Raw genomic sequence first — 19,403 nt, forward strand, 5'->3', positions numbered from 1 at the left:
GCTATTCCTCGCAAACCTCAGGAGACAAACGCATGGCCGGCTCTTTCATTGAAGTTGTCGCCCAGGACGGCGGCCGTTTCAACGTGTACGTCGCTCGTCCCGCGCAAGGCTCGGGCCCCGGACTCGTTCTATTGCAGGAAATCTTCGGCATCAACGACACCATGAAGGCGACGGCCGACCGCTTCGCCGAGGAAGGCTACGTGGTGCTGGTGCCCGATCTCTTCTGGCGGATAAAGCCAGGCATCGAACTGGGTTATGACGAAGCCGACATGAAGCAGGCGCTCGCCTACCTGAATCAGTTCGACACTAATCTGGCGGTGGACGATATCGCGGCCACGATTGCCGCACTGCGCGCGATGCCCGAGCAGGTCGGCAAGGTCGGCGCAGTCGGGTACTGCCTGGGCGGCAAGCTCGCGTTCCTGAGCGCGGCGCGCACCGACGTCGATTGCGCAGTGAGCTACTACGGCGTGGGTCTCGATGCCTATCTGGACGAAGTGCCGGCCGTGCGCTGCCCTATGGTGTTTCATTTCCCCGAAAACGACGCGCTCTGTCCGCCGGAAACTCGCGAACGAATCAGCGCCGCATTGCGCGCACGTCCGCAAATCGAGCAGTATGTGTACCCCGGTTGCGACCATGCGTTTGCGGCACCCGCGCGTCCACAATACGACAAGCCCGCAGCAATGATGGCGTATTCGCGAACGCTTGCGCTACTGCGCAAAGTGCTGGGACCGGTTTACGATCTGAACGCGCTGTGGGAGGCGCATTGCTATCACGAGTTCGCCACGCGCGACGTGGAAGCGGTCATGCCGACAATGGTCGCGCAGCCTTACGTCAATCACGTGCCGACCATGACGGGCGGTGTCGGCCACGACAACCTCAAGCGGTTCTATACGCATCACTTCGTCAACTCGAATCCGGCTGATACAAAGCTGATTCCGATTTCGCGGACTATCGGCGCAGATCGTATCGTCGACGAATTCATTTTCAGCTGCACGCATGACTGTGAAATCGACTGGCTGTTGCCAGGCGTTGCGCCAACGGGAAAATATTTCGAGGTGCCGATGCTCGCGGTCGTGTGCTTCCGCGGCGACAAGCTTTATAACGAGCACATCTATTGGGATCAGGCTAGCGTGCTCGTGCAGGTGGGCTTGCTCGATCCGAAAGGACTGCCCGTGGCTGGCATTAAAAGCGCGCGCAAATTGCTGGACGAAACGTTACCTTCGAACGAATTAATGGGAAGCAAGTCGCGAGTATGACCAGGTTGGCAAGCTGCTAGAGGCCTGCCTCTGCGCAATATCCTTATGATGTGACGTTCCATTGGCCACCATCTATCGACCCATGCTGACCGTCCATCATTTGAATAACTCCCGCTCGCAACGCGTCTTGTGGCTGCTCGAAGAACTCGGCGTGCCGTACGAGGTGAAGCGTTACGAGCGCGATCCGAAAACCATGCTCGCGCCGCCCGAGTTACGCGCGGTGCATCCGCTCGGCAAATCGCCCGTCATTACCGATGACGGGCAGACCATCGCGGAGTCAGGCGCGATTGTCGAGTATCTGGTGGAGAAGTATGGGCAGGGGCGTTTTGCGCCCGCGCAAGGTACGCCTGAGCGTTTGCGTTACACGTACTGGCTGCACTACGCGGAAGGCTCGGCAATGCCGCCATTGCTGCTCAAGCTGATCGCAGGGCGCATCGCGAGTGCGCCGATGCCTTTCTTTGCAAAGCCGATTGCGCGCAAGATCGCGGCTACGCTGCAAACAGGTTTTGTCGACCCGCAATTGAAGCTGCATTTTGGGTATATCGAGAAGGAATTGACAAAGAGCCCGTGGTTCGCCGGCAGTGAGTTCACGGCCGCCGACGTACAGATGAGTTTCCCGCTCGAAGCGGCCACGGCCCGCGGCGGAATGGCATGGCCGGCGGTCACCGCGTTCTTACAGCGGATCCATGCGCGGCCCGCATATCAGCGGGCGCTGGAGCGCGGTGGGGAGTATGGGATTGTGGGTGGGGGATGAGCGGGTGACGCCTCGGCGGGATCGATAGAAGGAGGGGCCAAGTTGTTCTTGGCCCCTCCCAGTCCGCGTGGTTTCAAGTCATCCTATTCGCGGCTACTTGCGGCTATTCGATTGGATCTTTGGTGATGTTCATGTATTGCTCGATAGCGGGTTGACCAAGTGCGATCAGGGCCAGCATTGCCGCACCGAGCCGTCGCGCGAATGCATCGTCAAGGTTAAATTTGTGCTCGTCGAGCAGAACAGGAATTTCGAGCGAGCCTGCCACGACAGACGTTAGTTTGGCTCGATCAATGGCCTGTAAGGAGAACTCTTGACGGTCTTCGAGGTAGGTCAGACCTACAGAATATGGTGGATGGTTAGCCATTAATAACCTCTACACTCTTGATAGATTTGAAATGCCTTTTGCTTGCATAGAGCGATGGCTCGCGCTCCTCCCATGTACGGCGCTATCGCATTGCACATTGACATGTGAGCATCATACTGCGCGGAGCACCCGCTTTCATGAGCTTCTCTCCCACTACATTTAACCGTCCCCCCGCCGTCGCCTCCGGCCGCGAACAGCGCACTATAAAGCGCCGACCGCTTAGCAGAAGCCGACAAGTCCGGCACTAGGCCTGGATTGTTATGGCCGGTGTCGACGTAGCAACTGTTAAGGAGATTTGAATATCTTTACATCCGACAACTCTTAAGACTACGGTCAGCTTGCACTCGATTGAAACCAGCCCGCCATTCGTCCCTTCCCTGCGTGAGAAGTTGCCTGCGTACCTGTCGTGATTCCCGGCAGCGTTAGGAAAAATTGCAGAATCGGCGACTTGCGTCTGAGTCCGTCTCAAGGCAGCTTGGACATCAACGAAATTCCACCCGCCCAGGAATTCGTAGTTGTGACGCAAAACTCACGGGTGCTAAACTGAAAAACCCCTCGCCCCCGACAACTTGCCAATTGCTTGATCAACATCGCGCCGGGCCGTGGGCCCGTCCGGCATCGCATTGAAACGGCCCACCTATGCTCGAAGCCGCCGGCAATATCAAACGACTGCGGCACAGGAGCCCTCGCATGACCCATTCCATTCACGGCAACAAACGCTGGCTCGCGCTGATCGTGCTGTGCCTCGGTGTGCTGATGATCGTGCTGGACACGACAATCGTGAACGTCGCATTGCCGTCCATCGCTGCGGATCTCGGCTTCACGGAAACGTCGCTCGTGTGGGTCGTCAACGCGTACATGCTGACCTTCGGCGGCTGTTTGTTGTTGGGCGGACGGCTCGGCGATCTGTACGGTCATCGCAGACTGTTTCTCGGCGGCATCACGCTGTTCACCGTGGCATCCCTCGCGTGCGGCCTCGCTAACTCGCAGATTTTGCTCGTGTGCGCGCGCGCCGTACAAGGGTTGGGCGGCGCTATCGTGTCCGCGGTGTCGCTGTCGCTCATCATGAATCTGTTCACCGAGCCCGGCGAACGTGCGAAGGCGATGGGCGTCTATGGCTTCGTCTGCGCGGGCGGCGGCAGCATCGGCGTGTTGCTCGGCGGTCTGCTGACCAATCTGCTCAGCTGGCATTGGATCTTTCTCGTCAATCTGCCGATCGGCGTTGCCGTGTACGCGTTGTGCGTCGCGCTGCTGCCTTCCGCGCGGGGTCATGCGCACGGCGAGCGGCTCGACGTGGCCGGCGCGGTCACGGTCACCGTTTCGCTGATGCTAGCCGTGTACGCAGTGGTCAACGGCAATGAAGCCGGCTGGACTTCGGGTCAAACGCTTGGCTTGCTGCTCGTTGCGCTCGCGTTGCTTGCGGCGTTTCTCATCATCGAATCACGCGTTCAACATCCGTTGATGCCGCTCGGACTGTTCCGTCTGCGTAACGTGGCCACCGCGAATGTCGTCGGCGTACTGTGGGCAGCCGCGATGTTCGCGTGGTTCTTCATTTCCGCGCTTTACTTGCAGCGCGTGCTTGGCTATCGACCGCTGCAAGTCGGGCTCGCATTTTTGCCCGCCAATCTCATCATGGCGTTCTTCTCGCTGGGCCTGTCGGCGCGTGTGGTGATGCGCTTCGGTTTGCGTATTCCTCTCGCGGTGGGCCTGCTTGTTGCCGCGTGCGGGCTCGCGCTGTTCGCGCGCGCACCTGTGGGCGGCAGCTTCGTGCTCGATGTGCTGCCGGGCATGATGCTGCTCGGCTTCGGCGCGGGGATCGCCTTCAATCCGATGCTGCTCGCCGCAATGAGCGACGTCGATCCCGCCGACTCGGGACTCGCGTCGGGCATCGTCAATACGTCGTTCATGATGGGCGGCGCACTCGGCCTCGCGGTACTCGCGAGTCTCGCGGCCGCACGCAGCGGTGACTTGCTGGCGACGCAAAACGCGCTCGCCGCGCTCAACAGCGGCTATCACGTGGCGTTTGCCTTCGGCGCCATTTTCGCGGCGGCGGCAGGCGCGATCGGCGGTGTGATGTTGCGCGCGGGACGGCCAGGCGGTGCGGACGCCGCTACGCATACGGATGCGGAGGAAGCACACGGCGCGTCCGCCGCCGGGCGGCCTCGTCCCACGGGCAATACGGCGGCGACGGAGAACGTCTGATCGACATGCGCGCGCGGCGCTGGCTGCTAGTGTGGACTGGTCGCTTTGCACGCGCTCGTGGCATCGGTCACCCAGCCTGCGTCGAGTAGTCGTTTGCATCGATTGCGAAACCGCAAGCGCGATCAAATGCCCGCGTCTGCGGCTGGCTATGCTGGTTTCATGCTGACATGAGAGCTGCTATGAATCCGGTTGGAAAAGCGCTGTGGTTTATCGAAAGCCACTTTGCCGACGAACTCACGCTCGACGACATCGCGCACTGTGCATGCGTGTCGCGCTTTCATCTTGCGCGTGCTTTCGAAGCAGCGACCGGCGCGCCGGTCATGCGCTACGTGCGCGGGCGTCGCTTGAGCGAGGCCGCGCGGCGACTCGCGAATGGTGCGCCGGACATACTGACGGTTGCTATCGACGCTGGCTACGGTTCTCACGAAGCATTCACGCGCGCGTTTCGCGAGCAATTCGGGCTCACGCCCGAGGCGCTGCGCGCGCGTGGTCATCTCGACAATCTTGTCATCGTGGAGCCGATCAAAATGGACGAAACCCTTCTTACGCATCTGGAGCCGCCGCGCTTTGAGGACGGCAGGGCGCTTCTCGTCGCGGGTCTGAGCGCGCGCTATACGTGCGAGAGCGCAGCCGCGATTCCATCGCAATGGCAACGCTTTAACGCGTATTTCGGCAAAGTGCCGGGCCAGGTGGGCAACGTCGCGTATGGCGTCTGCTACAACGCGGACGACGCCGGCAACATCGACTACCTGTGCGGCGTGGAAGTCAGCGACTTCGCTTCATTGCCCGGCGAGTTCAGTCGTTTGCGCATTGCGGCGAACAGGTATGCGGTGTTCAGTCATCGCGAGCATGTGTCGACGGTGCGGCGCACCTGGAACACAATCTGGAACAAGTGGCTGCCGGCGTCGGGACACCTTCCCGCCGATGCGCCCAACTTCGAGCGCTATGACGAGAAGTTTGATCCGGTTACTGGAATGGGCGGGTTTGAGATATGGTTGCCTTTGAAGGGGTGATCTAAGTTGATTCCCAGAATTACGCATGACCTCACCGGACATGACGCAGCGAGGACGCCAGGCAAGTGACGAACATCGACGTTTCAACGATTGGATTCACGAACAAGACCGCGGAGAAGTTTTTCAGCTTGCTGCGCGGAGCTGGTGTGCGAACACTGCTTGACGTCCGTCTGAACAATACATCTCAGCTGGCCGGCTTCGCAAAGAAGGCGGATCTGAAATTTTTTCTGTCTGAGCTGCTGGGCGCTGACTTTGTCGAGCTAGGAGACCTGGCTCCGGAGAAAGGCATGCTGCGGCGGTATCAGGACAAAGAGATGACGTGGGACAGTTATGCTGACGCATACACAGAGCTAATCGCCAAACGGCGCGTGGAAAGCAATCTGGATATCGCGCTGTTCGATCGCGGATGCTTGCTATGCAGTGAGGACAAACCCCACCAGTGCCACCGCCGCCTCGCAGTTGAGTACCTGAACTCGCGATGGAGCAACAGGCTGAAGATCTCTCATCTTTACTAAGCACCGTCACGAGTTCAGTGCATGGAACCTCGGCGCAGTCACTGCTATGCTCGCTGTTCAAGCTAAAGGAGCGCTAGCCTACCCGACGTGCTACATGCGCATCAGGCTCCGACACTCGATCATTCAACGCAACAACAGAACCCACCCTTGACCATCCAGATCCGCCCCGCCACCGCCGCCGACGCCCCGCTCATCCTCAACTTCATCACCGAACTCGCGATATACGAAAAGGCTGAGCACGAAGTCGTCGCCACCGTGCAAGACATCGAAGCGAGCCTCTTCTCCCCCGCAGCCACGGCCACCGCGCTGATCTGCGAAATGAACGGCGAGCCGATCGGCTTTTGCGTCTATTTCTTCTCCTACTCGACATGGCTCGGCAAAAAAGGCCTGTATCTGGAAGACCTGTACGTATCGCCGAAATCGCGCGGCAGCGGCGCCGGCAAACAGATGCTGCGCCACCTCGCGCGCATTGCATGCGAGACCGGCTGTGGCCGCTTCGAATGGAGCGTGCTCGACTGGAATGCGCCCGCAATCGGCTTCTATGAATCGATCGGCGCGAGCGCCCAAAGCGAATGGGTTCGTTACCGGCTCGCCGGCGACGCGCTCAGAGCATTTGCCGAAGGTGAAACTTCGAACGCGTCGCCCGTGGCGAAAAACGTCCCGCCGGCGACGTAATGGCAGGTGCGAAGATCGGGATCGTCGCCGAAATGCCAACGGTTGTTCGAGTACACACGGCTGTCGGCGTAGGCGGCCACCACTTCGCCGATAATCAGATCGTGCCGCTGGCTATCGTCGGGAATCACCTTGCATTCCATCCACGTGATGCAGCCGGCCAGCATCGGCACGTCGATTTTTTCCGCAGAGAACGTTTCGAGTTCGAAGGCCGAAAACTTGTCGAGTTCCAGCCCCGCGTTGGTGCCCACGGCAAGCGTCTGCGCGGCGAACTTACGGCTCGGCAATTGCAGACCGAACACACCGCTTGCTTCGATCAATTGCCGGGTCAGCGTGCGGCTGTCCACCACGACCACTACCTTCGGCGGATCGAAGTCGAGCGGCATCGCCCATGAAGCCGCCATGACGTTCGAGCGGCCCTCGTGCGCGCTCGTGATAATGGTGACCGGTCCATGATTGAGTAACTGCGTGGCGCGTGGCAATGCCACCGGTTCCCGCGTAACTTTCATGCTTTGTTTTGCCCGAAGGTCTGATCTGTCAGGGCGGCAACCCATGAGCCGCCGCCCTCGCATGCATCAATGCGGCGCTTTTCCGTTGGGAACGGCGTCCACCGGTTTGTGCTGCTCTTCGCCGAGCCCCGGGAAGAACGCGTTCCATGCGGCTCGTACGCCGTTCGCCGCGGTGGCCTCGGCGTCGATGTGTTCGTCTGCGCCTTTGGCGTCGGCATCACCGGCGGCTTCGTCCCCGTCGGTCACTGCTTTGGCCTCGTCTTCTGCGCCCTCACCCGCCTGCGATGGATCGGCGGAAAGCCCGCGCCAGTGCGTGAACTCATCGTCCGGCTTCTCGGTCCACTCGCCCTTGCCGAATTTGGCAAATGCCGTGTCCCCGCTCGCCAATTGCACCTCGTACCAGCCGTCGCGCGCGGGCAAGTCAGCGGCCAGTTCAAACCACGGGGTCGGTTCGATTTCCTTCATGTCATCTCCAATCGGATAAATCGTCATAGAAAACCACACCAAAGGGATGCTTCATGCCCGGACTGCGCAGCCGTCCGGCGACGCGCACCAGACGGCGCGCGGAACATGATGCGGGCGCTCCGTCGATATCGCCTCGTCGCAACCGCCACGCATAAACGACACGATAGCGCGACATGGGCCGCGCGGACAAACGCTAAAACTCAGGCCCGGCGCCGACGCGGTTTTTCCATGCCGGCAGCAAGCTCGGACAGGGTCCGCACGGCCGGTGCGAGTTCCTCCGCGGAGGTATTGCCATAGCCGATCACAAGGCCGTTCGTGCCGGCGTGCGGCTCGAGCGCGAATCCGGACAGCGCACGCGGACTTAGCCCATTCGCGAGTGCGCGTGGGATAAGCGCCTGATCGTCGATGCCCGGCGGCATACGAAGTGTCAAATGCATGCCGCAATCGCCGCCCAATATCTCCGACGACGCGAAGTGTTCGCTAAGCGCTTCGCGCAGTGCCTGCTGCCGCTCACGATACAGCCGTCGCATGCGGCCAAGATGCCGCCCGAATTCGCCGCTCTCCATGAAATGCGCGAGCGCAAGCTGTTCCAGCCGATGCCCGCCACGCAGCATTTCACACAAGGCTCCCTCGACGTGCGCGGCAATCGCCTGCGGCAACACGACGAAGCCGATCCGCAGCGCCGGAAACATCGTCTTGCTGAACGAGCCGACGTAGAGAACCGGCGCGTCGTCGACGAGCCCCTGCATGCTCGCAATCGGTTCCCCGGCGTAGCGAAATTCGCCGTCGTAATCGTCTTCGATCACCCACGCGCCGCAGCGGCGCGCCTCGGCGATCAATTCCAGCCGCCGCGCTACCGACAACACCGCGCCCGTCGGATACTGGTGCGCGGGCGACGTATAGATCAGTTTCGGCGGATGCGCGCGCCAGGCGCCGGACGGCACGCACATGCCTTCCGCGTCGACGGGCATGGGCACCGTTGCCAGATCGCCCTGGTTGAACGCCGCCTTCGCGCCGCGATAACCGGGGTCCTCGATCCACGCGACATCGCCGGGATTCGTGAAAAGGCGCACGCAAAGGTTCAGCGCCTCCTGCGCGCCTTCGGTGATCACTACCTGCGAGCCTTCGCAGCGCACCCCGCGCGCCATCCGCAAATGCGCGGCAATGGCGTCGCGCAACGCCGGCTCACCCGCTGGCGTCCCGTAGCCAAGCGCGAGCGGCAACGCGCGCTCCATCGAACGCTCCAGCGCGCGCCGCCATGCGGCCAACGGGAAGCGATCCAGCGCCGGTGTGCCGGGCGTGAGCGGCAACGCAGCATCCACAGGCGTGCGCGTCGCCGTGAACTGGCCGACGCGGGCCGCGTAGGCCACTTTCGGCGGGGCAGATCGTGCGGGCGGCTCGCCACGCGCGGCGCGGCTCGACAGCGGGCTTACGCGCGTGCCCTTCTTGTCCGCCACCACATAACCGACTGCCGCCAGGTGTTCATATGCAATGACCACGGTGTTGCGCGACACGCCCATTTCCGCCGAAAGCAGTCGCGACGACGGCAGCAGCGATCCGGCTGGCAAGCGCCCGCCGAGAATCGCCTGCTGCAAACGCTCGATCAACTGCTTCTGCAGCGGCGCGGGCTTCTGCGCGTCGCCGATACCGGCGCCAGCCGCGAGCCCGCGGTTCGCGGCTGTGTGAGCAAGCGGGCCAATAATCTCGATCATGGACGGCTGGACCTATCAGATACGGTTCTTGTGGATCTTTTTAACATACCACGATTGCCGTATCGTTCATCATGTTCTTTGTGACCAATGATTAACCCCAGACGCCAGGAGTGCAGACATGGAACCCCGACGTAACGCGTTCGAACAACCGATCGGAGCGCCGCTGCCCGACTGGAACGGCGCGAAGCCGCCCGCGCGGACGCCGCTAGCCGGCCGCTATTGCCGGATCGAACCGGTCAACGTCGAAGCTCACGCGGCGGATCTCTTCGACGCCTACCGCTCGGCACCTGACGCCCGCGACTGGACGTATCTCGCAATAGGCCCGTTCGAAACCGTCGACGCCTATCGTGAGCATCTGACGCGCATCGCGGCGTCGGCTGATCCGCTGCACTACGCAGTGATCGACGCCGCAAGCGGGAAGGCGGTCGGCACGCTGGCGCTGATGCGCATCGATCCCGCTAACGGCGTGATCGAAGTGGGGCATGTCACCTATTCGCCGCGTCTTAAGAGAACGCGCGTGGCGACCGAAGCCATGTTTCTGCTCATGCAATACGTGTTCGACGAGCTTGGCTACCGGCGTTTCGAGTGGAAGTGCGATTCGCTGAACGAGCCGTCGCGCGCTGCGGCGTTGCGCTATGGCTTTAGCTTCGAGGGAATCTTCCGCCAGGCGATTGTTTATCGTCAGCGCAGCCGCGACACCGCATGGTTTTCAGTTATCGACAGCGAATGGCCTGCGCTGCGTCCGAGCTACACACGTTGGCTCGACAACTCGAACTTCGACGCCGAAGGCCGGCAAGTCGAGCGGCTAGCGGATCTCATCGCGCGACAAAGAGCAGCGTCTCACGAAGGTCAGTGACGGCCTATCTAAGGGTGAATAAGCCAGCTTCGCGCTGGCTTATTTCGCCGCACGAGGTGCGCGCCGAAGCATGATGGTCGGCTGCCCCTTGTATATGGTGCGAAGGTGCTCGCGATAGCCGACCTTGTGCGCGACCCGCAGCGAAGCTTCATTCTCCGGCGCAATGATGCAAGCGGTCTCTGCGTCTGGCCATCTTTCGTCTGCCCAATCCAACACGGCACGCACGGCTTCCGTCGCATAGCCGTGGCCATGCAGTGCAGGGCTCAAAGCCCAGCCCATTTCCGGCGTGCCCGCCAGCGAGGGCTCGATATCGCGCTGATAATCGGCCAAGCCCACTTCGCCAATGAAACGCCCGCTGTCTTTCTCGCGGACGACCCAATATCCGTAGCCGAGCATCGTCCAATGACCGGCGTAGCGCAGCAAACGCGCCCAGACTTCTTCGCGTGTGGAAGGCTTGCCGCCGATATACCGGATCACCTCCGGATCGGACCACATCGCGTGGCTGTCGAGGAAGTCGTCGCGGGTGTGGGCGCGTAGGATCAGGCGGGCAGTGGTGAGAACAGGCGGCTGTGTCGGCATTGAAAGATCAGCGGAAAGGCAAGGTTAGCTAAGGCGCGTGCTTTCGATGATCGCAGATTCCTCGCTGAAAAAAATTGCGCTTGCGTTTGCACTTGCGTTCGCACTTGCGTACTTCGAACTCAAGCCAACTCCAGGAACCGCGCCAGACACGGATTCCGGTTCGCCGGCGACCAGGCCAGCACCTGCTCGATCAACGGCGCGTCCACCAGCGGCTTGAACACCACGCCCGCAAGCTGGGCCTTGCGCATGGACGCGGGCACGAGTGCAACGCCCACGCCTTCATCGACAAGGCTCAACACGGTCTGTTGCAGCTGCACTTCAAAGCGAATGTCCGGTTCAAAGCCGCCTGAGCGGCAATGATCGAGAATCGTCGCGCGTAACGTGGGCGCCACTTCCGCGGATGCCAGCACGAACGGCTCGCCGGCTAGTTGCGCGATCTTGAGCCGCCGGGCGCGAGCCCGCGGGTGACCTCGGGATAACGCGACGCACAGCGGCTCGCGCAAGATGGTGCGCGTGGCGAGTCCCTTATCGGGCACGTGAGGAAACATGATGGCGGCGTCGATGTGCCCAGCCACCACCTGCGCCGCCAGGTCGTTCGACACCACTTCGCGCAGATTCAGCGCGACCTCGGGGTACGCCGCGCCGAACGCCCGCGCATAGCCGGGCACGACGTTATAGGCGGCGCACATCGTGAAGCCAATCGCGAGCTTGCCCGCGTCGCCCGACGCCGCTGCCTGCGCATTGCTCACCGCCTGTTCGACCGACGCGAGAATCGCCTTTGCATCCGCGTAAAAGCGCTCGCCCGCGGCGGTCAGCGTGACGCTGCGCGGGCTGCGCTCGACAAGCATCACGCCGAGGCTCGCTTCCAGCGCCGCCAGTTGACGGCTCAACGGGGGCTGTGACAAGTTCAGGCGCGCCGCCGCCCGCCCGAAATGGCGCGTCTCGGCAAGCGTCACGAAATAGCGCAGCGGCTTGATGTCGATCACGTGTCCACCTGAGTCAAGCGACGATGCATAAAAGGTATCGTCGAGCGTAAAAAACGGTATTTGATTGTATCAACGCAAGTCACTACGCTGACGGGTTGCCCTCCTACACGCCGTATAGCTCGCGCGTTTCCCACCGATGTTAGCCACTCTCGAGATCCTGCTTCCCGTTTTCGGCCTCATATTCGCGGGCTTTGCCTGTCGGCGACGCGGCGTGCTCGGGCCGAACTCGGCGTCGGAACTCAATCGCTTCGTGGTCTGGCTCGCGTTGCCCGCGCTGCTGTTCGACACCATGGCGCGCGCCACATGGGAGCAGCTGTACCAGCCGGCGTTTGTCGTCACGTTTTCGATTGCATGCGCTGGCATCTTTGCTGTGATTCTCGTCATGCGGCTACTGAGCGGCCGCCATCTCGCGGATGCAAGCGTCGACGCGATTGCCGCGTCATATCCGAACACCGGCTACATCGGCTTTCCGCTCGGCATGATCGCGTTCGGCCAGGCGAGCCTGACACCCACCACGATCGCGACAATTCTCGTCGCCTGTGTGCTGTTTGCAGGCGCCATCGTGTTGATCGAAATCGGCTTGCAGACCGAACGCACACCGCACAAGCTTGGCTTGAAAGTGCTACGTTCGCTGGCGCGCAACCCGTTGATCGTGTCGCCGATCGCGGGCGCGCTGTTTGCCGGTCTGCACGTGGCCATGCCGCCGAGCGCGGAGACGTTCCTCAAGTTACTGAGCGATGCGGCCAGTCCTTGTGCACTGGTCAGCCTCGGCTTGTTTCTCGCCGAAAAGCGTCCGTCCGAATCGGGTACACGGGGCATTGCGTTGCTGCTGACGCTCGTCAAGCTGGTCGTGCAGCCGGCGCTTACATGGTGGCTCGCCGCGCGCGTCTTCCGGCTCCCGCCCGCGCTGGTCGAAATGGCGGTCGTGCTCGCAGCGCTGCCCACTGGCACCGGCCCGTTCATGCTGGCCGAGTTCTATGAGCGCGAAGCGCAGATCACGTCGCGCACAATTCTTTTATCGACCGTGGGTTCTGTCGTGACGCTGTCGCTCCTGCTACTTTGGATGGGTCATCGCGCCTGAATCGGAACAACGAGGCGCTCGCAGAAAGCATGCTTCTCCATCGTCGTGACGTCACGCGCTAAGATTGAGGCCCCGGGTCCGCGCGACGCCTGGATACGACAAAAGAGTTTGCCTCGGAGAATTTGATGCCTGAAGAGTATGAAGTGCATGGTCCACACGACCACGCGGTGCAGCACGCCGGCCACCACGACGCGGACTCTTTCGGGAGCCGCATGGCCGTGATAACGGCAGTCCTCGCGACGATTGGCGCGTTGTGCGCGTACCAAAGCGGAAACAGCGAAAACCTCGCGCTGTACTACAAGAACGAAGCCGCGATCAAAAAGACCGAAGCGTCGAACCAATGGAACTATTACCAGGCCAAGGGCGAAAAGCAGAACCTCGCGGAGCTGGGCGCGGCGCTGTCGGTCGCCAGTTCTGACGAGCATGCAAAATTTCTCGCGGATGTCGACAAGTACAAGCAGCAAAAAGAGCCGATCCGCGCAAAGGCTGAAGCGATAGAAAAAGAGGTGCTCGACAATGACGCGAAGAGCGAGGCGCTGCTGCATGGCCATCATCGCTGGGCGCAGGCGACTACGCTGATTCAGGTTGCCATCGCTCTGTGCGCGATCACGCTGCTCACGCGCAAGAAATGGTTGCGCAATGTGTCGTTCGTGGTCGCGGCAGCGGGCGTCGCGACCGGTGCAATGGCCTTTTTCTCTGCTTGATCGGAGCTTCGCGTGGTAGATAGTTCGGCCGTTCTAGGTGTGTTATCCGTGTATGTGGCCGGCGTTGTGATTCCCGGTCCGAACTTCGTTGCGGTCGCGCATAAGGCGGCCTCCGCTACACGCACCGAAGCACTGGCGGTGGTGGCGGGCATTGTGCTCGTCAATCTGTTCTGGGCGAGTTGCGCGATTCTCGGCGTCGGCATTGTGTTCGCAGCGTTTCCGTGGCTGGCCTTCGCCGTTAAAGTGGCCGGCGCCGCTTATCTGATCTGGTTCGGTGGACGTCTGATCTTCAAGGCTTCCGCAGGCAACCCGCAACCGAATGCGCAGGCGCCCGGCGGCAGCGTCCGCCAGGCATTCGCTCAAGGCTTCGCGACGAATATCGCGAATCCAAAATCGGTCGCGTTTTTTGCCGCCGTGTTTTCATCGGCGGCGCCGCCGCATGAGAGCGTCGGCACTTTCGTCGCGATGCTGGGCATGGTGTTCGTCGTGGCAAGCAGCTGGTATGGCTTCGTTGCGCTGACGTTGTCGCACGCGCGCATCGCGTCCGCGTACCGGCGCAGCAAGGCATGGGTCGACCGGGTGTGCGGCGGCCTGATCATCGCGTTGGGCGTGCGTCAGTTGATCCGCTAGCAGGTTCCATGGCGCTTTCGGTGATGCTTCCCGCAGCGCCTGGGAGAATAATGCCGTCGTCGGCGCACGATCGCGCGCAGTGCCGTGGCTATGCCCGGTTTATGCGCACAAACTTCGGCAGCCTACTGCATCACCGCACGCGCGCGTTCGAGCAACAACTCGCGCTCGCGTGCGTTGCGCGTCATCGCGGCAGCACGTTCGAAGTCCGCGCGCGCTTCATCCATGCGACCGAGTTTCGCAAGCAGATCCCCGCGCACGCTCGGAAGCCAATGATAGTTGGCGAGCGCCGCATTTGCCGCGAGCGCATCGACAATCTCCAGGCCTGCCGCCGGTCCGAAGGCCATACCCACCGCAACCGCGCGGTTCAATTCGACAACCGACGACGGCGCCACCTGCGCAAGCGCGTCGTATAGCGCAACGATCTGCGCCCAATCGGTGTCTTCGGCCCGGTGCGCACGGGCATGACACGCGGCTAGCGCGGCTTGTAGCGCGTATGGCCCGCTCGCGCCGCCAAGCGCGTGCGCGGTGTTGAGCGCGGCCAGCCCGCGACGGATCAAAAGCGGGTCCCAACGGCTTCGGTCCTGATCGAGCAACAGAACGGGGCGCCCTTGTGCATCGGTGCGCGCATGCGTACGCGACGCCTGAATTTCCATCAACGCGACAAGGCCGTGCACTTCACTTTCGTCAGGCACGAGACCGCTGAGCACGCGCCCGAGCCGCAGCGCTTCTTCGCAGAGCGCGGGGCGCATCCAGTCGTCTCCGGCCGTCGCCGAATAGCCTTCGTTGAAGATCAGATAGATCACCTGCAGCACCGACGCGAGCCTCGGCGCACGCGCTTCCGCCTGCGGCACCTCGAACGGCACTTTCGCGGCCGACAGCGTCCGCTTCGCGCGGACAATGCGCTGTGCGACGGTCGGTTCCGGGACAAGAAAAGCGCGGGCGATCTCGTCCGTCGTCAGGCCGCCTAGCAAACGCAGCGTGAGCGCGACGCGCGCGTCGGTGGACAACACCGGATGGCATGCGGTGAAGACGAGCCGCAGCAAATCGTCACCGATATCGTCGGCACGCGCGGCGTCGAGCGCATCGACGAAATCCGGCACGACATGCGCCTCGAGCGCGTCCAGGTCGTGGCCCAGCTCTTCGCGTTTGCGCGCGTGCAACGCTTCCTGCCGCAAGCGGTCGAGGGCGCGGTTCTTTGCGGTCGCCATCAGCCACGCTCCAGGATTGTCGGGCACGCCCGCGTCGGGCCAATGTTCGAGCGCCGACACGAGCGCGTCTTGCGCCAGTTCTTCGGCGAGCCCGACGTCGCGCACCATTCGCGCGACGTAGGCGATGACCTTGGCGGACTCGATCCGCCAGACTGCCTCGATGGCACGGTGAGTGGCCGGTTTCGTCACAGGCTCAACCCGGCGCCTTCGCGTTGGGGTCCATGTAGATCAGCTCCCAGATATGCCCGTCGATGTCTTCGAAACCGTGGCCGTACATGAAGCCGTAGTCCTGCGGCGCACGCGGCGCGGTGCCGCCCGCAGCGAGCGCTTTGGCAACGAGCGCATCGACCTCGCCTCGACTGTCGCATGACAGGCCTACGAGCGCTTCCGTGCTTTCCTTCGGATCGCAAAGCGACTTGCGCGTGAAGGACTTGAACAGGTCTTTGACCAGCAGCATCGCGTAAAGATTTTCACCGAGGGTCAAACACGCCGCCTGATCGTTGGTGAATCGCGGATCGAAATTAAAACCGAGTGCGCTGAAGAATGCCTTTGACCGATCGAGTTTATCGACCGCGAGATTGACGAAGATCTGCTTGTGCATGATGAGTCCAGTAATCGATTGGCGTGGGATCAGCGGCGGCCCGCTTCCAGTTCACGAAAGCGCTCGAGTTCCGCGCTCGGCTCGAAGTCATCGAGTTCGTAGAGTTGCCGCACCTCGATTTCACCGTCTGCCTGTTCGCCGAACGGCGCGGGAAAACGCCGCGCCCATTCCATCGCTTCTTCACGCGAACGCACCTGGATCAGCGTGTAGCCGGCGACCAGTTCCTTTGTCTCAGCAAACGGACCGTCGATCACCGAGCGCTGACCGCCGCTGTAGCGAACGCGCCATCCTTTCGAACTGGGCTGCAAGCCCGTGGCGTCCAGCAGCACACCTGCCTTGGCGAGTTCTTCGTGGTACGCGCCCATCGCGGCCATTAAGGACGCTTCTGGCATTTCGCCGGCTTCGCTCGCGGCAGTCGCCTTCACCAGAATCATGAATCGCATCGCGGTTACTCCTTTCGTCGTGAGGTTCGAGGATGTCTCGTTGAGCGTGGCGCGTTGGCCTGCTCTTACTCACACGACGAGCAATGCACGAGCGATTCGACAGACAGCTCGGGCGCCTGGTGAAAACCCCGAGCAAACAGCCGGAGCTAGCCTAGGCGAAGCAGGGGCCGAGCTTGCGTACCTCGACGGTGCACCAGGTCGCCGCCGGACAGGCTTGCGCAATGGCCACCGCTTCCTCGCGCGAGTCGCAATCGAGGAGGAAAAAGCCGCCGACCATTTCCTTTGCTTCTGCGAAGGGTCCGTCGACCAGTTTCGGCTGCCCGTCGCGCACCTGCACCCGCACAGCGTCGCGGGAAGACGTGAGCGATTCCACAGCGAGCAATTTGCCGCGCTCCTTCAGGTCAGCGGCGAAACGCACCATCTGATCGTAGACTTCACGGCCTTTCGCCTCGCCGCGCTCGATGCGCTGTTCCGTGGGCTCGACAATCAGCAGCATATAAGACATGGCGTCTCCAATGAGTGAGCTGCGGACAGGCGCCCGGCAGTCGTATGGCGGAAGAAAAATGCGCTTGGGATGAGCGCGGAAAACCAGTCTAGCAAGCGCGGATCGTTCCGGTAAGCCTGAACCGCGGACTAATCGGCGGCTAGCACGCGCTTTTACGGAGACTCGTAAGCTTCAACGCTTTGCGGATTCACTTTTGCGACACGGCACGCTTGCGTCGATTTGAAGTATTCTCCCAACGCACCATCAGCCGCTATTTAAACGGCCGTTAAAGTGTGAGAAAACATAGGTATTGCTTTCAATCCGACGACACCGCGCGAGGATTGAAAAGCGCTTATCGACATAACGGGCCGATATCAAAACGAATCACAGCATCGGGGATTTCATGCATCGAACGTTAGTGCGCAGCGCCGTCGCGGCCGCAGTGGCTTTTGCGTTTCTTCAACTGAGCGGTTGCGGCGGCGGTTCGGGGTCGGGATCAGGCTCGTCCAATACGCAAACTGCCACCGCGGCATCCGTTACCGGCACCGTAGCGAGCGGCAGCGCATGGGCCGGCGCAAGTGTGACCTTGATGGACGCCACCGGGGCGCAAGCGACCGCCACCACCAACGCACAGGGCGCGTTTAGCATCTCCGTCAAAGGCATGACCGCGCCTTTCCTGCTGATGGCAAACGACGCGACCGGCTTCTCGAGTCCGCTTGTCTCCGTGCTGGCCAAGCTACCCAACGGCACCGCGCCCGCCGTTGCCAACATCACTACGCTCACCACCGCAATTGCCGCGATGTTGACGGCATCGGGCAATCCGTCCGATCTCGCGTCGAGCACCGCACTCGCTAAAGTTACGCTGCCCTCGGTTCAGATCGCCATCATCACGCTCGACGCAATTCTCGCGAACGTGCTCGCGCAAAACGGCATTCAGTCGGCCGGCTTCGATCCTGTCGGCACCGCGTTCACGCCGAATCACACGGGTGCGGATTCGGTGATCGATACGGTGTCGGTTGTGACCGGCCCTAACGGCGGCTTGCTGCTGCTGTCCAACGCCGCGCCCGGTACAACCGTCGCGCTGAACAAGCAGACAGGGCAAACCACGAAGCTCGCCGCGCCGGCGGCTGCAGCCAATTATCTGGAACCGCTCGCGCCATTGCTGACGGCGTGTGCTGCAACAGGCACGCTGGATACGTCGTGCGCACCCGCCATCGACAGTACTTTTCTGGAGAATGGCTCAAGCAACCTTGCGACGGGTCACGGCTTGCCGAACGCGTCGCTTGCCGGTGCGCGCTTCGGATCGCCGAAAACCCTCGCGTTTTTCACGCGCAACGGCAAGCAGCAAGCGCTCGTACAAATCCCGTTGACACTCGCCGACGGCACAGCAGGCGCGCTGTACAGCATTGCTCAGCAGATGGCGGCCCCGGTTGCGCTCGCGGGCGGCACGCAGCTCGGCTGGAACCTGGTCGGCAACCAGTCGCAATTCGCCGTGGCGATAAATTCGCGAATCCAGCGCCGCACGTTTCTCGACGCGCGGGTCAACGACGTGAACCGCTACGAGTCCGGCCTGGAAATTACGATTCCGGTCGCGCTGAACCCCACTGTGTACTCCGCGTCCGTGTCAGGGCCCGGGCTCGCCGCGCCTGTGTGGCTTCTGCCGCGCAGCGCCGCTGGCAGCAGCACGCTCGGCCTCTCTGACACCGCGTTGAGCGCCGCGCCGGTATCGCCGGCTACGACTGCGAGCAGCACGTCGATGTATCGCTGGTCATGGCAATCGCTACCGTCGACGGCCAGCTTCGCGCCGCCCGCGTCGAGCGGCGTGTACGCGGCGCAGTCAGTCGATGTCGGCACAGTGCCGCTCTACGCCGCCTACACGGTGACGTTTTACGACAGCACCGGCACGAAACTCGGCGTGTCGCAGGTCATGAACCCGGGTAGCCCGCTCGGCGCGGCGGCCGGTGCGACGGTGTCGTGGCCGACTTTGCTGTCCGACTTCCAGACGCAGTTTCTTACTCCGGCCGGATCGCTTGCCGGTATTCAGTATGCGATGAGCGTCAGCTGGTCCAGCCTCGTCAACGGACAGAGCCTCGCGTATCCGGTGAATTCGGTGCAGATTCAGGCATCCGGTCTAACCTTGGCCGGCACGAACGGCGAAGTCGACGGCTTTGCAGTGGGCACACCGAATAACACCACGTTTGGCCAGTATCAAACGACGGTTAGCGCCGGAATCAATTCGCAAGGCGTTCGCACGTGTACGAATTGTCCGTTCCCCGCGCTGACCTCAGGGGGTTCGCGCCTGGTTGAACTTGGCGGCAATCAGAACTGGATCAGCTATTACGATGTGACGCAGTACAACGATTAACCGG

Annotated in this window: 21 protein-coding genes; 11 read left to right on the forward strand and 10 right to left on the reverse strand. The window is 61.9% G+C overall.

All coding sequences use genetic code 11. From position 1 onward, the window contains the following. Window positions 1–32: 32 nt before the first annotated feature. Window positions 33–1,256, forward strand: coding sequence for a dienelactone hydrolase family protein (locus tag J2W46_RS22090; protein WP_310356141.1), 1,224 nt, complete (start codon window positions 33–35; stop codon window positions 1,254–1,256). 82 nt (window positions 1,257–1,338) lie between these two features. After that, the gene (locus J2W46_RS22095; protein ID WP_214882563.1) at window positions 1,339–2,010 is read left to right on the forward strand and encodes a glutathione S-transferase family protein; all 672 of its coding nucleotides are present in this window, start codon (window positions 1,339–1,341) and stop codon (window positions 2,008–2,010) included. 103 nt (window positions 2,011–2,113) lie between these two features. On the opposite strand, the gene J2W46_RS22100 is transcribed toward J2W46_RS22095, so the two are convergent. Beyond that, complete coding sequence (locus J2W46_RS22100) at window positions 2,114–2,374, reverse strand: hypothetical protein (RefSeq protein ID WP_027804758.1); 261 nt, start codon at window positions 2,372–2,374, stop codon at window positions 2,114–2,116. Between the two features lie 690 nt (window positions 2,375–3,064). Here J2W46_RS22100 and J2W46_RS22105 point away from each other — a divergent pair. The 4 genes from J2W46_RS22105 to J2W46_RS22120 all read left to right on the forward strand — a co-directional run bounded on the left by J2W46_RS22105 (window position 3,065) and on the right by J2W46_RS22120 (window position 6,779). Continuing rightward, complete coding sequence (locus J2W46_RS22105; RefSeq protein ID WP_288826875.1) at window positions 3,065–4,576, forward strand: DHA2 family efflux MFS transporter permease subunit; 1,512 nt, start codon at window positions 3,065–3,067, stop codon at window positions 4,574–4,576. A gap of 179 nt (window positions 4,577–4,755) precedes the next feature. Beyond that, window positions 4,756–5,589 carry an AraC family transcriptional regulator gene (locus tag J2W46_RS22110; RefSeq protein WP_310356146.1) on the forward strand — a complete coding sequence of 278 codons (834 nt, stop codon included), beginning with the start codon at window positions 4,756–4,758 and terminating at the stop codon, window positions 5,587–5,589. Window positions 5,590–5,654: 65 nt separating this feature from the next. Next, window positions 5,655–6,104, forward strand: coding sequence for a DUF488 domain-containing protein (locus J2W46_RS22115; RefSeq protein ID WP_456307033.1), 450 nt, complete (start codon window positions 5,655–5,657; stop codon window positions 6,102–6,104). 147 nt (window positions 6,105–6,251) lie between these two features. Further along, the gene (locus J2W46_RS22120) at window positions 6,252–6,779 is read left to right on the forward strand and encodes a GNAT family N-acetyltransferase (RefSeq protein ID WP_310356148.1); all 528 of its coding nucleotides are present in this window, start codon (window positions 6,252–6,254) and stop codon (window positions 6,777–6,779) included. Here J2W46_RS22120 and J2W46_RS22125 read toward each other — a convergent pair. The 3 genes from J2W46_RS22125 to pdxR form a co-directional block, all read right to left on the reverse strand. Then, the gene (locus J2W46_RS22125; RefSeq protein ID WP_088175512.1) at window positions 6,686–7,285 is read right to left on the reverse strand and encodes a flavin reductase family protein; all 600 of its coding nucleotides are present in this window, start codon (window positions 7,283–7,285) and stop codon (window positions 6,686–6,688) included. The two genes, J2W46_RS22120 and J2W46_RS22125, sit on opposite strands and share 94 nt — an antisense overlap. A gap of 66 nt (window positions 7,286–7,351) precedes the next feature. Beyond that, window positions 7,352–7,750, reverse strand: a complete 399-nt coding sequence (locus tag J2W46_RS22130; RefSeq protein WP_165572601.1) for a hypothetical protein — start codon at window positions 7,748–7,750, stop codon at window positions 7,352–7,354. 200 nt (window positions 7,751–7,950) lie between these two features. After that, on the reverse strand, window positions 7,951–9,462 hold the full coding sequence (pdxR, locus tag J2W46_RS22135; protein WP_204523282.1) for a MocR-like pyridoxine biosynthesis transcription factor PdxR: 1,512 nt from the start codon (window positions 9,460–9,462) through the stop codon (window positions 7,951–7,953). 118 nt (window positions 9,463–9,580) lie between these two features. On the opposite strand from pdxR, the gene J2W46_RS22140 reads away from it, so the two are divergent. Beyond that, window positions 9,581–10,318 carry a GNAT family N-acetyltransferase gene (locus J2W46_RS22140; protein WP_310356157.1) on the forward strand — a complete coding sequence of 246 codons (738 nt, stop codon included), beginning with the start codon at window positions 9,581–9,583 and terminating at the stop codon, window positions 10,316–10,318. A 39-nt stretch (window positions 10,319–10,357) separates the two neighbouring features. On the opposite strand, the gene J2W46_RS22145 is transcribed toward J2W46_RS22140, so the two are convergent. After that, the gene (locus J2W46_RS22145) at window positions 10,358–10,897 is read right to left on the reverse strand and encodes a GNAT family N-acetyltransferase (RefSeq protein ID WP_020068738.1); all 540 of its coding nucleotides are present in this window, start codon (window positions 10,895–10,897) and stop codon (window positions 10,358–10,360) included. 119 nt (window positions 10,898–11,016) lie between these two features. Continuing rightward, window positions 11,017–11,883 (reverse strand): LysR family transcriptional regulator, encoded by an 867-nt coding sequence (locus tag J2W46_RS22150; protein WP_020068737.1) that lies wholly within the window; start codon window positions 11,881–11,883, stop codon window positions 11,017–11,019. Window positions 11,884–12,019: 136 nt separating this feature from the next. On the opposite strand from J2W46_RS22150, the gene J2W46_RS22155 reads away from it, so the two are divergent. The 3 genes from J2W46_RS22155 (at window position 12,020) to J2W46_RS22165 (ending at window position 14,298) form a co-directional block, all read left to right on the forward strand. Next, window positions 12,020–12,964: an AEC family transporter gene (locus J2W46_RS22155; protein WP_310356161.1), complete on the forward strand. Its 945-nt coding sequence runs from the start codon at window positions 12,020–12,022 to the stop codon at window positions 12,962–12,964. A gap of 125 nt (window positions 12,965–13,089) precedes the next feature. Beyond that, window positions 13,090–13,668, forward strand: coding sequence for a DUF4337 domain-containing protein (locus tag J2W46_RS22160; protein ID WP_088175505.1), 579 nt, complete (start codon window positions 13,090–13,092; stop codon window positions 13,666–13,668). Window positions 13,669–13,680: 12 nt separating this feature from the next. Continuing rightward, window positions 13,681–14,298: a LysE family translocator gene (locus tag J2W46_RS22165; RefSeq protein ID WP_027804756.1), complete on the forward strand. Its 618-nt coding sequence runs from the start codon at window positions 13,681–13,683 to the stop codon at window positions 14,296–14,298. Window positions 14,299–14,420: 122 nt separating this feature from the next. Here J2W46_RS22165 and J2W46_RS22170 read toward each other — a convergent pair whose 3' ends face one another. The 4 genes from J2W46_RS22170 to J2W46_RS22185 form a co-directional block, all read right to left on the reverse strand. Then, a complete protein-coding gene (locus J2W46_RS22170) occupies window positions 14,421–15,695 on the reverse strand; it encodes an RNA polymerase sigma factor (RefSeq protein ID WP_310356166.1) in 1,275 nt (424 codons plus the stop codon). A 4-nt stretch (window positions 15,696–15,699) separates the two neighbouring features. Further along, the gene (locus tag J2W46_RS22175; protein WP_310356168.1) at window positions 15,700–16,107 is read right to left on the reverse strand and encodes a VOC family protein; all 408 of its coding nucleotides are present in this window, start codon (window positions 16,105–16,107) and stop codon (window positions 15,700–15,702) included. A gap of 29 nt (window positions 16,108–16,136) precedes the next feature. Beyond that, a complete protein-coding gene (locus J2W46_RS22180) occupies window positions 16,137–16,550 on the reverse strand; it encodes a YciI family protein (protein ID WP_020068731.1) in 414 nt (137 codons plus the stop codon). A gap of 151 nt (window positions 16,551–16,701) precedes the next feature. Beyond that, entirely contained in the window at window positions 16,702–17,055 is a 354-nt protein-coding gene (locus J2W46_RS22185; RefSeq protein ID WP_310356171.1) for a YciI family protein, read from the reverse strand. A 382-nt stretch (window positions 17,056–17,437) separates the two neighbouring features. On the opposite strand from J2W46_RS22185, the gene J2W46_RS22190 reads away from it, so the two are divergent. Further along, window positions 17,438–19,399, forward strand: coding sequence for a hypothetical protein (locus tag J2W46_RS22190; RefSeq protein WP_310356174.1), 1,962 nt, complete (start codon window positions 17,438–17,440; stop codon window positions 19,397–19,399). Window positions 19,400–19,403: the final 4 nt, after the last annotated feature.

The organism is Paraburkholderia strydomiana (assembly GCF_031456815.1).
Taxonomy (GTDB): Bacteria; Pseudomonadota; Gammaproteobacteria; order Burkholderiales; family Burkholderiaceae; genus Paraburkholderia; species Paraburkholderia caledonica.